The 13,294-nt window shown below is 67.8% G+C and carries 12 protein-coding genes; 1 reads left to right on the top strand and 11 read right to left on the bottom strand.

Annotated elements, in window-relative coordinates:
* Both ACIIOY_RS24555 and ACIIOY_RS24560 read right to left on the bottom strand, forming a co-directional pair.
* A partial coding sequence (locus ACIIOY_RS24555; RefSeq protein WP_411037309.1) for an electron transfer flavoprotein subunit beta/FixA family protein occupies positions 1–602 on the bottom strand: 602 nt, incomplete at its 3' end.
* A gap of 28 nt (positions 603–630) precedes the next feature.
* Entirely contained in the window at positions 631–3,069 is a 2,439-nt protein-coding gene (locus tag ACIIOY_RS24560) for a GcvT family protein (RefSeq protein ID WP_411037310.1), read from the bottom strand.
* 94 nt (positions 3,070–3,163) lie between these two features.
* On the opposite strand from ACIIOY_RS24560, the gene ACIIOY_RS24565 reads away from it, so the two are divergent.
* On the top strand, positions 3,164–4,099 hold the full coding sequence (locus ACIIOY_RS24565; protein ID WP_411037311.1) for a LysR substrate-binding domain-containing protein: 936 nt from the start codon (positions 3,164–3,166) through the stop codon (positions 4,097–4,099).
* Between the two features lie 21 nt (positions 4,100–4,120).
* Here the strand turns inward: ACIIOY_RS24565 and ACIIOY_RS24570 are convergent, their stop codons facing one another.
* The 9 genes from ACIIOY_RS24570 to ACIIOY_RS24610 form a co-directional block, all read right to left on the bottom strand.
* Positions 4,121–5,260: an aldo/keto reductase gene (locus ACIIOY_RS24570; RefSeq protein WP_411037312.1), complete on the bottom strand. Its 1,140-nt coding sequence runs from the start codon at positions 5,258–5,260 to the stop codon at positions 4,121–4,123.
* Between the two features lie 34 nt (positions 5,261–5,294).
* The gene (locus tag ACIIOY_RS24575) at positions 5,295–6,029 is read right to left on the bottom strand and encodes an aspartate/glutamate racemase family protein (protein WP_411037313.1); all 735 of its coding nucleotides are present in this window, start codon (positions 6,027–6,029) and stop codon (positions 5,295–5,297) included.
* Positions 6,030–6,096: 67 nt separating this feature from the next.
* A complete protein-coding gene (locus ACIIOY_RS24580) occupies positions 6,097–6,936 on the bottom strand; it encodes an ABC transporter substrate-binding protein (RefSeq protein WP_411037314.1) in 840 nt (279 codons plus the stop codon).
* 23 nt (positions 6,937–6,959) lie between these two features.
* The gene (locus ACIIOY_RS24585) at positions 6,960–7,622 is read right to left on the bottom strand and encodes an amino acid ABC transporter permease (RefSeq protein ID WP_411037315.1); all 663 of its coding nucleotides are present in this window, start codon (positions 7,620–7,622) and stop codon (positions 6,960–6,962) included.
* Complete coding sequence (locus ACIIOY_RS24590) at positions 7,622–8,266, bottom strand: amino acid ABC transporter permease (RefSeq protein WP_411037316.1); 645 nt, start codon at positions 8,264–8,266, stop codon at positions 7,622–7,624. The genes ACIIOY_RS24585 and ACIIOY_RS24590 overlap by 1 nt, the downstream gene beginning before the upstream one ends.
* Positions 8,263–9,024, bottom strand: coding sequence for an amino acid ABC transporter ATP-binding protein (locus ACIIOY_RS24595; protein WP_411037345.1), 762 nt, complete (start codon positions 9,022–9,024; stop codon positions 8,263–8,265). The genes ACIIOY_RS24590 and ACIIOY_RS24595 overlap by 4 nt, the downstream gene beginning before the upstream one ends.
* Positions 9,025–9,583: 559 nt before the next feature.
* Entirely contained in the window at positions 9,584–10,714 is a 1,131-nt protein-coding gene (locus ACIIOY_RS24600) for an NAD(P)/FAD-dependent oxidoreductase (RefSeq protein ID WP_411037317.1), read from the bottom strand.
* A 44-nt stretch (positions 10,715–10,758) separates the two neighbouring features.
* On the bottom strand, positions 10,759–11,766 hold the full coding sequence (locus ACIIOY_RS24605; RefSeq protein WP_411037318.1) for a Gfo/Idh/MocA family protein: 1,008 nt from the start codon (positions 11,764–11,766) through the stop codon (positions 10,759–10,761).
* A 13-nt stretch (positions 11,767–11,779) separates the two neighbouring features.
* On the bottom strand, positions 11,780–13,288 hold the full coding sequence (locus tag ACIIOY_RS24610; RefSeq protein ID WP_411037319.1) for an amino acid ABC transporter permease/ATP-binding protein: 1,509 nt from the start codon (positions 13,286–13,288) through the stop codon (positions 11,780–11,782).
* Positions 13,289–13,294 lie beyond the last annotated feature (6 nt).

A 13,294-nucleotide genomic window follows, 5' to 3' on the forward strand; every position in this document is an offset into this window, starting at 1 on the left:
CTGTCGAGCGGCTTCTTCTTCGCCTTCATGATGTTCGGCAGCGAGGCATAGCGCGGCTCGTTGAGGCGAAGGTCGGTCGTCACCACCGCCGGAAGCTTCACCGCGATCGTCTGGAGCCCGCCGTCGACCTCGCGCGTGACCGTCGCCTTGTCCTCGCCGATCTCCACCTTCGAGGCGAACGTCGCCTGCGCCCAGCCGAGCAGCGCCGACAGCATCTGGCCGGTCTGGTTGCTGTCATCGTCGATCGCCTGCTTGCCGACGATGACGAGGCCGGGAGCTTCCGCTTCCGTCACGCCCTTGAGGATCTTGGCCACCGCCAGCGGCTCGACGGCATCGTCCGTCTCCACCAGCACCGCCCGGTCCGCGCCCATCGCGAGCGCCGTCCTCAGCGTCTCCTCGGCCTTGGCAGGGCCGATCGACACCACCACCACCTCCTCCGCCTTGCCCGCCTCCTTCAGGCGAAGCGCCTCCTCGACAGAGATCTCGTCGAACGGGTTCATCGACATCTTCACATTCGAAAGCTCAACACCCGAGCCGTCCGCCTTCACTCGGATCTTAACGTTGTAGTCGACAACACGCTTGACTGGTACGAGGATCTTCATCGGTTCCTTCCTTCATCTCGCCGGTTCGTTACATGCGGCCGCGCAGGGCCTGCGGATCGTAGGGCGATTCCGCGATCACCCGCGCCTTGCGCTTTTCGCCGAGGATCGGCACCTCCAGCTCCGTTCCCGGCGTGCCGAGCTCGACCGGCAGCAGCGCGAAGGCGACGTCGTGGCCGAGCGTATAGGCATAGCCGCCCGAGGTGATACGGCCGACAAGCGCGCCGTCGCGATAGACGCCCTCGTGGACCAGCGAGCTTGCGCCGTCCGTATCGATGGCGATCGTCACCGAGCGGCGCTTCACGCCTTCCTGCTGCTGGCGCACCAGCGCCTCGCGGCCGATGAAATCGCCCTTGTCGAGCCGGATGAAGCGGTCGAGGCCGCTTTCCCAGGCCGTCAGCTCGGGGTTCATGTCGCGGTACATGGCGCGGTAGGATTTTTCGAGGCGCAGCGATTCCAGCGCGTGGAGGCCGACGAGGCGCAGGCCATGGGGCTCGCCGGCCGCCAGCAGCGCCTCCAGCAGGTGCCGCTGATAGGGCAGCGGGTGGTAGAGCTCCCAGCCGAGCTCGCCCTCGTAGTTGACGCGCAGCAGGCGCACGTCGCTCGCAAGGCCGACCGTGCCGGACTTGACCCCGAACCACGGGAAGGCCGCGTTGGAAAGATCGATCTCCGTGAGGCCCTGCAGCACCTCGCGCGCCTTCGGGCCCACCACCGTGAAGCAGCCGCGCTCGTTGGTGACGTTGCGCAATTGCACGCTGCCGTCCTTCGGCAGACGCTTCGACAGGTCGTCGAAATTCCAGCGCTCGGCGCGCGGCGTCGAGACGAGGTAGAAGGTGCCGTCCTCCAGGCGCGAGACGATATATTCCGCCTGCACGCCGCCGGTCTCCGTCAGGTGATGGCTGAGGTTGACGCGGCCGGGCTTCGGCAGGCGGTTGGCGAGGATGCCGTCGAGCCAGGCCTCCGCGCCGGGGCCGGACACCTCGAACTTCGTCATCGGCGTCATCTCGACGAGGCCGACGGCGGTGCGCACCGCCCTCACCTCCCCGGCGACGTAGTGCCCCTTCTGCGTCCAGCGCCAGCTGTACTGGTCCCTGGCCTCCACGCCTTCCGGCGCGAACCAGTTCGGCATTTCCCAGCCGTTCAGCACGCCCCAGACGGCGCCGCGCCGCGTCAGGATGTCGTAGGACGGCGCGGTCTTCTGCGGGCGGGCGGCGGGCATGTCCTGGCCGGGGAAATGCAGCTCCGCATGCGTGCCCCAGCTTTCCCTGACCTTCCGGCGCGTCCATTCCTTGTTGGCGTAGTCGCCGAAGCGGCGCGGGTCGAGCTCGGACGTGTCGAGGCTGTTGGCGCCCTCGACGATGCGCTCGGAGAGGTAGTAGCCGATCGCCCCGCCCCACAGGATGCCGCCCGGAACGCCCTCGGCGATCCAGACATTCTCGAGCCCCCAGGCCGGCCCCACCAGCGGCAGCTCGTCGGCCGTCATCTGGAAGGGGCCGCGCACATTCGCCTTGATGCCGACGCGGCCGAGCGCCGGGACGAGGTCCATGGCGCGCTCCCAGTTCCACGAGACGGACTCGAAGTCCTCCTCCAGAAGGTCCGCGCCGAACCATTCCGGCACGCCGTCCTCGGCGAAGAGCTTCAGGTGCTCGGTCCTCTCGTAGGGGCCGAACATCAGGCCGTCGCCCTCCTCGCGCAGATACCCCTCGAAGCCCTCGTCGCGCAGGATCGGCATTTCCGGCAGGCCCCGGCGCTTGCGCTCGACGACTTCCGGCACGGCATCGGTGATCCAGTACTGGTGGACGATCGGGATCGCCGGGATTTCGAGGCCGAGCATGACGCCGGTCTGGCGGGCATAGTTGCCGGTGGCGGAGATGACGTGCTCGCAGATGATCTCGCCGTTGTTGGTGACGATCTTCCATTCGCCGCCGGCAAGGCGCTCGAAGCCCTTCACCTCGGTGTTGAGGTAGATCTTCGCGCCGCGGTCGCGCGCGCCCCTGGCCATGGCCTGCGTGACGTCGGCCGGCGCGATGTGGCCGTCGTCGGGGTGATAGAGCGCGGCCAGCATCTCGTTGTTTTCGAGCAGCGGCCAGAGGGAGAGCGCCTCCTTCGGCGTCAGCAGCTCGGCGCGGATGCCCTGCACGGCGGCGACGCTCATGTAGCTCTTGTACTCGTCGAGGCGGTCGCGCGTGTTGGCGATGCGCAGCTGCCCGCACTTGTGCCAGCCGACGTGCTGGCCGGTCTCCGCTTCGAGACCCTCGTAGATCTCGATCGTCTTGGCGATCATGCGGCCGATATTGATGCTGCGGGCATAGGAGGGGATGAGGCCGGCGGCGTGCCAGGTCGAGCCTGCCGTCAGCTGTGTGCGTTCCAGGAGCGCGACATCGGTCCAGCCGCGCTTGGCGAGGCCGTAGAGGATGGCGGCGCCGACGCAACCGCCGCCGATGACGACGGCGCGAGCATGAGTTTGCATGGAGTGGTTCCCTCGAATTGGTTTCCATCACCGTACAAAGACGTCATCCACCTGTAATCTTGCTAAAAATTGCCGAGGGGCATAACCTGAAATTATGCACAGGCTTCGCTCCCTCATCCCGTCCGCCAACTACCTCTTCTGCTTCGAGGCCGCCGCGCGAAGGCGCAGCTTCACGGCCGCCGCGGAGGAGCTGAACGTCAGCCAGCCGGCCGTCAGCAAGACGATCCGCCTGCTGGAGGAGGCGACGGGCCTCAAGCTCTTCCGGCGCGAGCACACGCGGCTGGAACTGACGGCGGAGGGCCAGCGGCTCTACAAGGAGGTCCAGCAGGCGTTCGACCACCTGCACATGGTCATCTCCTCGCTCCAGAAGAAGCATTCGAACGATGTGGTGCGCGTCTCCTTTTCCGCATCCTTCGTGCAGCTCTGGCTGCTGCCGCGGCTGAAGGACTTCAAGGCCAGGCATCCAGACGTGTCGCTGCGCATCGAGGAAAGCAGCCGCGACGACCAGGATCTGGTCGAGGAGGACATCGACCTTTCCGCCCGCCTCGGCAACGGCAAATGGCCGGGCATCCATTCCTGGCATTTCGTCACGGAGGAGGTGCTGCCGGTGTGCAGCCCCGACTACCTGAAGGAACACGGCCCGATCAGCGAGCCGGCCGACCTGCTCCGGCACACGCTCCTGAATTTCGAGGAACGGCATCGCACCCGGCTCGGCTGGCGCGAATGGCTGGAGCGCCAGGCCGTCCCGGTAGCCAGGCTGAAGCAGGATTTCGTGTTCACCGACGCGCTCGGCTCGATCGAGGCGGCGGTCCTCGGCCAGGGTATCGCGCTCGGCTGGAAACACCTGGTGCATGACCATATCCAGGCCGGCAGGCTGGTCGCGCCCCTCAAGGAGGTCTATCGCTCGGGCATGGCGGTCCACATCGTCATGCCGGCGCAGCGCCCGCCGAAACGGGGAACGGAGCTCTTCCGCGACTGGCTGATCGAACAGAACGCCGATGCCTGCGCGGGGGCGCCCGGCCCGGAATGATCCCGGCGCCTCCGGGCGGTGTCAGTCCTCGCGGCCCTTCGGCCGGCCGAAGGCATAGTCCGTCACCTTGGGCAGGAAGGTGTGGGAGCGATAGGTCCGCGGTTTCTCGCCCACCGTGCTTCCGGTGTTCAGGATGCCGGCCTGGTAGTCGTCGGCAAAGAGGCTGTAGGGATAGGGCGCATCGACGGCGCTCGCCGCGTCGAGCGCCGCGCGCTCTGCGGCGGGCAGCTCGAAATCGAGCGCGGCAAGGTTGTCGCCGAGCTGCTCGATGCGGCTTGCGCCGACGATCGCCGCCGCGACGCCCGGACGGTTGGCCACCCAGTTGAGGGCGACCTGCGCCATGCTGCGGCCGACCGCCTGCGCCACGGCCTCGAGCGCGGCGACGATGCGGACATTGCGTTCGGTGAAGAGGCCGAGTCCGCCGCCCGACGCGTCGAGCGCGAGGCGGCCCTCGTTCGCACCGGAACGGTACTTGCCGGACAGGAGCCCCATGGCGAGCGGACTCCAGGCGGTGATGCCGAGGCCGAGCGTTTCGGCGAGCGGAACGAATTCGTGCTCGATGCTGCGCTCGACCAGCGAATAGGGAAGCTGGAGGCTGACCGGCGGCGACAGGGCATGGGCCTCCGCCCAGGTCTGCGCCCGCGCCGCGTACCAGCCGGGCACGTCGGAAAGGCCGGCATGGCGGATCTTGCCCGCGCGCACGAGGTCGTCGAGCGTGCGCATCACCTCCTCGACGGGGGTCATGCGGTCCCAGGTGTGCAGGAGGTAGAGGTCGATATAGTCCGTCTTCAGCCGCTTCAGCGAGGCATCGACGGCGCGCATGATGTTCTTGCGCCCGTTGCCGCCGGCATTCGGGTTGCCGGGCGAAAGGTTGTTCGAGAACTTCGTGGCGATGACGACATGGTCGCGAAGCCCGGCCTCGGCGACGAAGCTGCCGACAAGGCTCTCGCTCATGCCGCCGGCGTAGGAATCCGCCGTGTCGATGAAATTGCCGCCGGCCTCGACGTAGCGGTGGAAGATGGCGCGTGCGCTCGCCTCGTCGCTGCCCCAGGAGCCGCCGATGCCGCGGATGCCCGCGTTGCCGAAGGTCATGGTGCCGAGCGCAAGGCGGCTCACGCGCAGTCCGGAACGGCCGAGGAGGAAATAATGATCGAGCGGCATCGTCGGTCCTGCTGTCCTGTGCGGGGTCCTGCGGCTACATGCTGCCCGCATAGGGGCGGCGAGCCGTGCTCTGCTGCACGTAATCGATCATGGTGATGAAGTCGAAGACCGGCAGGCCGGTCGCCGCCTGCACCGCATGGGCATAGGGCGGCAGGTCGCTGCATTCGAGGAGGATCGAGCGGACATCGGGATTGTCCTCCACCAGGCGGCGCGCCACCTCGGTCACCTCCCGCTCGATCGCGGCGGAATCCAGCGTGCCGCGCTCTTCGAGAATGGCCTCGCGGAACTCCGTCTGCCCCTCCATGCCGGCGATGGCGAGCGGCACGCGGTCCGCCACGTTGCAGGCGGCGAAATGGCGCGGGGTCAGCCGCGCCGCATTGGCGGTGATGACGCCGACCCGCCCGCCGCACAGCGCGTGCATGAAGGGGATCTGCATCAGGCTGGAGAGGAAGACGGGAATATCGACCTGCGCCGCGACCTCTTCCTGGAAGTAGGCCATGAAGCCGCAGGCGCCGGTGATCGCCTTGACGCCGCGGTCCTGCAACTCGACCGCCGCCTCGATGAAGGCCTCCTTCAAGGCCGGATCGCGCTGGTTCAGCAGGCGGTCGATCGAGGCGCCCCGCACCTCCTGGAACCGCACGGGATAACGGTAGGTGGTCGCATTGCCGACATTCCCCGGCACGCACGGATAGGCCGCGTCGAGGATCAGGATGCCGATCTGCTCGCCGTACCACGACTGCGTCTTGCGCGTGACCGTATAGACAGTCATCGTTGGTCTCTCCGGTAAATCGTTTCGGGAAAAGGCGGGGGGAGCACGCTCTCCCCCGCCCTGTCGCCTACTCGACGAGGCGCGGCGCGCCCGTGTCGGCCGCCGTGCCGTCGAGGCCGTAGGACTTGAGGATCGCGACGATCGTGCCGTCGGCGTGCATCTCGGCGATCGCGGCGTCGAGCGCGACGCCCAGTTCCTTGGCGTTGAACGAATAGGGGAAGGCCGCCTGCGCCGCCTCCTTGGTCGCCTTCACGCGCTCGTCGGGCGCGGCGACATTGACCTTGACGTCGCCGAGCGCGCCCTTCTGCTGGGCGACGACGCCGGTCGAATAGCCGTCGACCGCAACGTCGATGCGGCCGGAGGAAAGGTCCTGCTGCATGTTGACCGAGTTCGGGTAGAGCTTCAGCGAAGAGCCGAGCAGCGCCTTCAGATCGGCGACCCAGAGATAGCCCTGCACCGTGCCGACCTGCTTGCCTTCGAGGTCGGAGACGTTCTTGAAGCCTTCCTTCGAATAGATGCCCATCTGGTCCGTGTAGAGCGGCGCGGAGAGGTTCATCACCTTCGCGCGCTCGGCCGTCCGGTACCAGTCGCCGGTCGCTATGTCGGCCTGGCCCGACAGGACGTACTGGATGGCGGCGGCCGGATCGACGGCGATCGCCTTGACCTTCAGGCATTCGCGCTTGGCGAATTCGGCAGCGATGTCGCCGTCGATGCCCTTCATGTTGCCGCTGTCGTCGAGGAAGGAATGCGGAACGTAGGTGGTGACCGCGACCGTCAGCGTGCCCGACTCGATGGTGGTGAACTGGTGCCTGGGCGTGCAGTCCTGCGCCGACGCGATCTGGGCCGACATCGCAAGGCCGGCGATGCCGGCGAGAAGGAACTGCGCGGTGGTCGTCATTGTGGGCATGCAGGTATCCTTTCAGCTTGGTTTCAACGGTGTGCGTAGAGGCCCGCGCGCCGCTCGACATGGCTGACGAGGAGGGCGGCGGGGATGGAGATGGCGGCGTAGAGCACGCCGGCGCAAAGCAGCGCCGGGAAGTAGCGGAAGGTCGTCGAGCCGATCTCGTAGGCCCGGCTGACGAGCTCCGGCAGCGCGATGGTGAAGCAGAGCGAGGTGCCCTGGAAGATCAGGATGGAAAAGCCGAGCAGCGCCGGAAGGGCGACGCGCAGGCCTTGCGGCAGCAGCACGTAGCGCAGCTCGTCGAGCCGGCTGAGGCCGAGCGCGACCGCCGCCTCGCGCTGGCCGTGGGCGACCGATTGCAGGCTGGCGCGGATGATCTCGCTCGTATAGGCGCCGGTGTTCCAGGCGAGCGCGACCACCGCGGCCAAGAAGGAGCCGAGCGTGAGCCCCGTCGCCGGCAGGCCGAAATAGATGAACTGCAGAAGCACCAGCGCCGGCGCGCCGCGGCCGATCTCGACCAGGAAGAGGCTGAGGCCCTTCACCGCGCGGTTCTTCGCCAGGACGCCGAGCGCCAGGAGGAGGCCGAAGGGAATGCCGATGAGGAGGCTGAGGGCGGTCACCTGCAGGCTGATCGACAGTCCGCCGAGGAGATCCGGCAGCCAGGCGGCGATTTCGTCCCGGGTCGGAAGCATCAGCGCGCCACCCTTGCCTGGAGATAGCCGTCGGCGACGCGCGAGAGCCAGGCGATCGGCAGGCTCAAGAGCACGTAGGACAGCCCGACGAGCGCGAAGACCTCCAGCCCGCGATAGGTCAGCTGCGAGAGCTGGTTGCCCTGGTAGGCAAGCTCCGTCACGCCGATGGTCGAGGCGACCGCGGTCTCCTTCATGAGGCCGATCAGGTAGCTGGCGGCCGAGGGCAGCGCGACGCGGAAGGCCTGCGGCGCGACGATGTCCCTTGCGGTCGACCAGCGGCCGAGATCGAGCGCGGCCGACGCCTCCCATTGGCCGAAATGGATCGAGGCGAGCGCGCCGCGGTAGATCTCGGCCATGTTCGCGGCGGCGATCAGCCCGAGGCCCGTCAGCGCGGCGCCGAACGGGCTGATCGGCAGGAAGCCCATGCCGAGGCCGAAGAAGATGATGAACAGCCAGAGGATCGGCGGGATCGCGCGCACGATCTGGATGATCGCCATGGCGAGGAGGCGCAGCGGCAGGAGCCGGCTCTGGCGGGCGGCGAGCAGCGGCACGCCGAGGACGGCGCCGATGAGGAACGCGCCGGCCGTCAGCGCGATCGTCCAGGTGAGGCCGCGCAGGATGGGCAGGAGGTCCGCCGCGCTCATCGCTCGTGCACCGCGCGCAGGAAACGTTTCGTGCGCTCCTGTTGCGGAGCGCGCATCACCTCTTTCGACGGCCCCTTCTCGACGATGCGGCCGTCGGCCATGATCATGACCGTATCGGAGACGTTCTCGGCAAAGCCCATCTCGTGGGTGACGACGATCATGGTCATGCCGCTTTCGGCAAGCTCGCGCATGACGGCAAGGACCTCGAGGCCCAGCTCCGGGTCGAGCGCCGAGGTCGGCTCGTCGAACAGCATGATTTCCGGATCGAGCGCCAGCGCACGCGCAATGGCGATGCGCTGCTGCTGGCCGCCGGAACACCGCACCGGATATTGCGCGGCCTTGTCGGCAAGGCCGACCCGCTTCAGGAGCTGCATGGAGCGCTCGTCCGCCTCCTGCCGGCTCCGCCCGAGCACGCGCTCCTGCGCAAGGCTGACATTGCGCAGCACCGACATGTGCGGAAAGAGGTTGAAGGACTGGAACACCATGCCGACGCGCCGGCGCAGGCCCGAAAGCTCCGCCCGCGCGACCGGCCGGGCCGCATCGATCGTCATGGAGCCGATGGCGATGGTGCCGCCGTCCGGCGGCTCGAGGTAGTTGATGCAGCGCAGCAGCGTGCTCTTGCCCGATCCGCTCGGCCCGATGATGGCCAGCACCTCGCCCGAGCGGACGTCGAGGTCTATTCCATCGAGGACGGTATGGGTCCCATAGTGCTTGCTCAGGGATTCGAGGCGGATGAGCACGTTGTCCGGCGCCGGCATCGTCATTGCGGGCTGCGTCCCGCTCGACCCGCCGCGCGGCCGGTCCTTGCCTGCGACGTGAAGGATGGCACCGTCCATATCATCGTGACCCCCATAGAACAGCCGTCCACGCGCCGCCTTCGCGGGCTGGTCGTCCGGCTGAACAGCTCTTTCCGTGCGATGCGGCCGTCGGAGTGCCCGGTTCCGGCCGTGTTCCCGTTGTTATTTCTGGAATGTTAGCATTCTGCCGCGCGCTGAGCAGGGCGAAAAAATTGCCGACCTGCCAAACTTCAGGTTATGCAGACATGCCGAAGGAAGGGCGGCGGCTCCTCGCTCCGCCGCCCCTGCCGCCCTTAGATGGAGGCTTTGATCCGCTGATCGACAGCGCGGGAAAAAGCGCAAGCTGCCGGCGGCCTCGACGAAGCGCTGGCGACACGCCATCCGATCCTGCACGGCTATCAAACGCTGCGCATTCGCACGCAGCGAAACGGCGAGTTGAAGGTCAGCCTTCACCGGTGAAGCCTGACGAGCAATACCGATGCAATCGCGCGCCCCACGGCCAGGCGCTGGCGCTGGCTGCCTAACCTGCGGAAAAACGCTCCGGCCTGAAAGTCGCGAGCATGGGATGTTCGGCACCCGTCGCGACCTCGTAGGCGAGGAGTTCGCCGACGATGAGACCGAGCGTCGCGCCGCTGTGGCTGAAAGCGACGTAGTAGCCGGGAATGGCCTTGAGCGCGCCGATCACCGGCTCGCCGTCGCCGGGGATCGGCTTGCCGCCGACACCGACAGAGGCGACTTCGAGCCTCGGATTGCCCTCCATCACCTTTGCGGCCTCGGCCAGAAGGGCCGCGACAACGGCATCGTCGATGTCGTAGCCGCCGTCCGCGCGTGCCTTCACCCCCTCGTCCGCCGCCCAGTCGGCATCCAGCGAGAAGGTGCCGCCCGGCGCCGGGCGAACGGCAACGCGCGGCGTGTTGAGGACGGCGCGCAGGGGATGGGCGAGCGGCCTGGTCTGGACCAGCAGCGCGACCGGGGTATCGTCGCCGATCTTCTGGCCGCTTTCCGCCACCATCTCCGGCACGGCGGGACCGGTCGCGAGCACGACGGCATCGGCCCGGAAGCGCCCGCCCGTCGACGTCTCCGCTCCGACCGCACGGCCGCCTTCGACCGTGACCCGCGCGGCGCCCTGATCCGTCACCAGCGTGCCGCCGAACGCCGAGAACTCCTCGAGAAGCACGCCGATCAATGCCGGCAGGTCGACCCAGCCTTCGCCGGGATTGAAGATCGCGCCCTGCGGCGTGATCGCCCGCGCATCGATGCCGGGCGTGACGCGGGCGACCTCGCCGGCGGAAAGCCGCCGCGCGTCGTAGGCGAGCGAAACCTCGTGGCGATAGGCGGCGTCGATCCCGTTGCGCCCGTCGTCGGCATCCCAGGTCAGGCCGCCGTCGAAGCGGAGCCAGTCCGTATCGGGGCGTTGCGCGAAAAGGGTGCGGTAGCGGTCGATGCCGGCCATGCGCAGGCGGTGATAGGGTTCCGAGCGCATGCGCGCCGAGTTCAGCCAGGAGAGCGAGCGGCCGGAGGCGCCGTTGGCCGGCGGGCCGTCGTTGAGGATCGTCACGCGGATCCCGCGCCGGGCAAGCTGGACGCCCGTGGAAACGCCGAAGATGCCGGCGCCGATGATGACTGCCGAGGAGATGATGCTGTCTGTCATGGGATGTCTTTCAATCGGTTGGTCATGCAGGTGGATGAAGCGGTTCAGGGCTCTTCCCAGCGCCCGCTGACGGCGGAGCGGAACAGCGCGTCGATGGCCTTCATGTTGGCGATCGCATCCTCCAGCCCCGTTTCGGGCGGCGTTCCGGAGAGGACGGCCTCGGCGAAGGCATCCGCCTGCTCGCGGTACTGGTCGACCGGCTCGAGCGCGATCTCCTCCCGTCCGCCGCCGGCAAGGTCGCGGCCGTCGTCGAGGACGAGCACGGTCGGCTCGTCAGCCGGCGCGTTGAAGGGAACGGGGATTTCCAGGCGCCCGCGTGTGCCGAGCACCGTCACCTTCTGCGTGAGGGCAAGCTGCGTGGAACAGGTGAAGGCGAGTTGCCGCCCTTCGGGAAAGGCGAGCAGCCCGCTCGTCAGCCGGTCGGTGCCGAAGGCCGGATCGCGCTCCATCAGGGCGATTGCCCGCAGCGGCTCGGCGCCGAACAGGAAGCGGGCCGTGTTGACGGCGTAGCACCCGACATCGAAGAGGCCGCCGCCGCCGATATCCGCCTGGTTGCGCACGTTCGCCGGGTCGTCGAGATAATAGGCGAAGATCGTCTGGATGGCCCTGACCTCGCCGAGCCGCCCGCCGGCGATCAGCGCGCGCGCCTTTCGCCATTGCGGATGATGGCGCACCATGAAGGCCTCCGCGACGGGCAGGCCGGCGGCCTTCTGCACGGCCGCGAGCCTCATTGCCTGCGCAGCATCGAGCGCGACGGGCTTTTCACAGAGCACCGGCTTGCCCTGCTCCAGTGCCCTGATCGTCATGGGCACATGCAGGTGATTGGGCAGCGGATTGTAGATCGCGTCGATTTCCGGATCGGCCAGCAGGGCCTCATAGCTGCCATAGGCCTTGGCGATGCCGAAGCGCGCCGCCATCGCCTTTGCCCTTTCCGGATCGCGCGAGGCGATGGCCTCCACCCGCCCCAGGCGGCTCGACCGGATGGCGGGGATGACCGCCTTGGCGGCAATGCCCGCGCAGCCGAGGATGCCCCATCGTATCGTTCGCGTCATCGTATCTCCTCGTTCAAAGGACTTCCGCAAGGAAGCGCCGCAGGCGTGGGCTCTGGGGGTTGTCGAAGATCGCCTCGGGGGTGCCCGCCTCCACCACGCGCCCCTCGTCCATGAAGACGACCTGGTCGGCGACGCGGCGGGCAAAGCCCATCTCGTGCGTGACGACGACCATGGTCATGCCGCGCTTGCCGAGGTCGGCCATCAGGTTGAGCACGCCCTTGACCAGTTCCGGGTCGAGTGCGCTCGTCACCTCGTCGAAGAGGATGACCTCCGGCTCCATGGCGAGGGCGCGGGCGATGGCGACGCGCTGCTGCTGGCCGCCGGAAAGGCCACCGGGACGATGGTGCTGGCGGCCCGCAAGCCCCACATCGGCAAGCCGTGCCCTGGCGATGCGCTCGGCCTCGGCTTTCGGCAGGCCCTTGATCTTCGTCAGCGACAGCATGACGTTTTCGAGCGCCGTGTGGTCCGGGAAGAGGTTGAAGTGCTGGAAGACCATGCCGACGCGGCGGCGGAGCCTTTCGGGCTTCATGGCGAGGATGCTCTCGCCGTCGAGCAGGATGTCGCCGCTCTTCGGCTCGACCAGCCGGTTCAGGCAGCGCAGCAGCGTCGACTTGCCGGAACCGGACGGGCCGATGACGCAGGTGACGCTGCCCGGCTTGACCGAGAGGTCCACTCCCTTCAGCACGTCGAGCTCGCCATAGGCCATGCCGAGGCCGCGCACGTCGAGGCTGCCGCCCTTGAACGACGCTCCGGATGCGCGGCTGGCGCCGTCGAGTTCGCTGACCTCTTCGAGCCCGCTGGTGACGGCTGCCGGGCGCTGCTTGCCGAGGCGCAGGCGATTGTCGATCGCGTTGACCACATGGGTGAGCGGCACGGTCACGATGAGATAGAAGACGCCGGCAAGCAGCAGCGGCGAGAGGTTGCCGGTCACGACAGCCTGGTCCTGCCCGACGCGGAAGATCTCGCGCTCGGAGGCAAGCAGGCCGAGGAAATAGACGAGGCTCGAATCCTTCACGTTGCCGATGAACTGGTTGACGAGCGCCGGCAGCACGCGCCGCACGCCCTGCGGCACGACGATGAGCCGCATGCCCTGCCCGTAGCTCATGCTGAGCGCCCGGCAGGCTTCCATCTGGCCCCGGTCGACGCTCTGGATGCCCGAGCGGAAGATCTCGCCGATATAGGCGCCCGCGATGAGGCTGAGCGCCAGGATACCGAGCGGATAGGGCGAGGGACCGAACAGCTCGCGGCCGATGCGGGCAAAGCCCTGCCCGATCAGCAGGATCGTGACGATGGCCGGCAGGCCGCGGAAGACGTCCGTATAGACGCGGGCGGGAATGCGCAGCCAGGCGGAGCGGGAAATGCCCATGATGGCGAGCACCATGCCGATGACGACGCCGAGCACCGTCGAGGCCGCCGCGAGGATCAGCGTGTTCTTGAGGCCGACCGTGATCATGGTCGGCAGCACTTCGGCCATCGCGTTCCAGTCGAGGAAGCTGCGGCGCAGGTTTTCAAGCCAGTTCATCAGGCG

This window comes from Shinella agrisoli (genome assembly GCF_046557955.1).
In the GTDB taxonomy this organism is placed as follows: domain Bacteria; phylum Pseudomonadota; class Alphaproteobacteria; order Rhizobiales; family Rhizobiaceae; genus Shinella.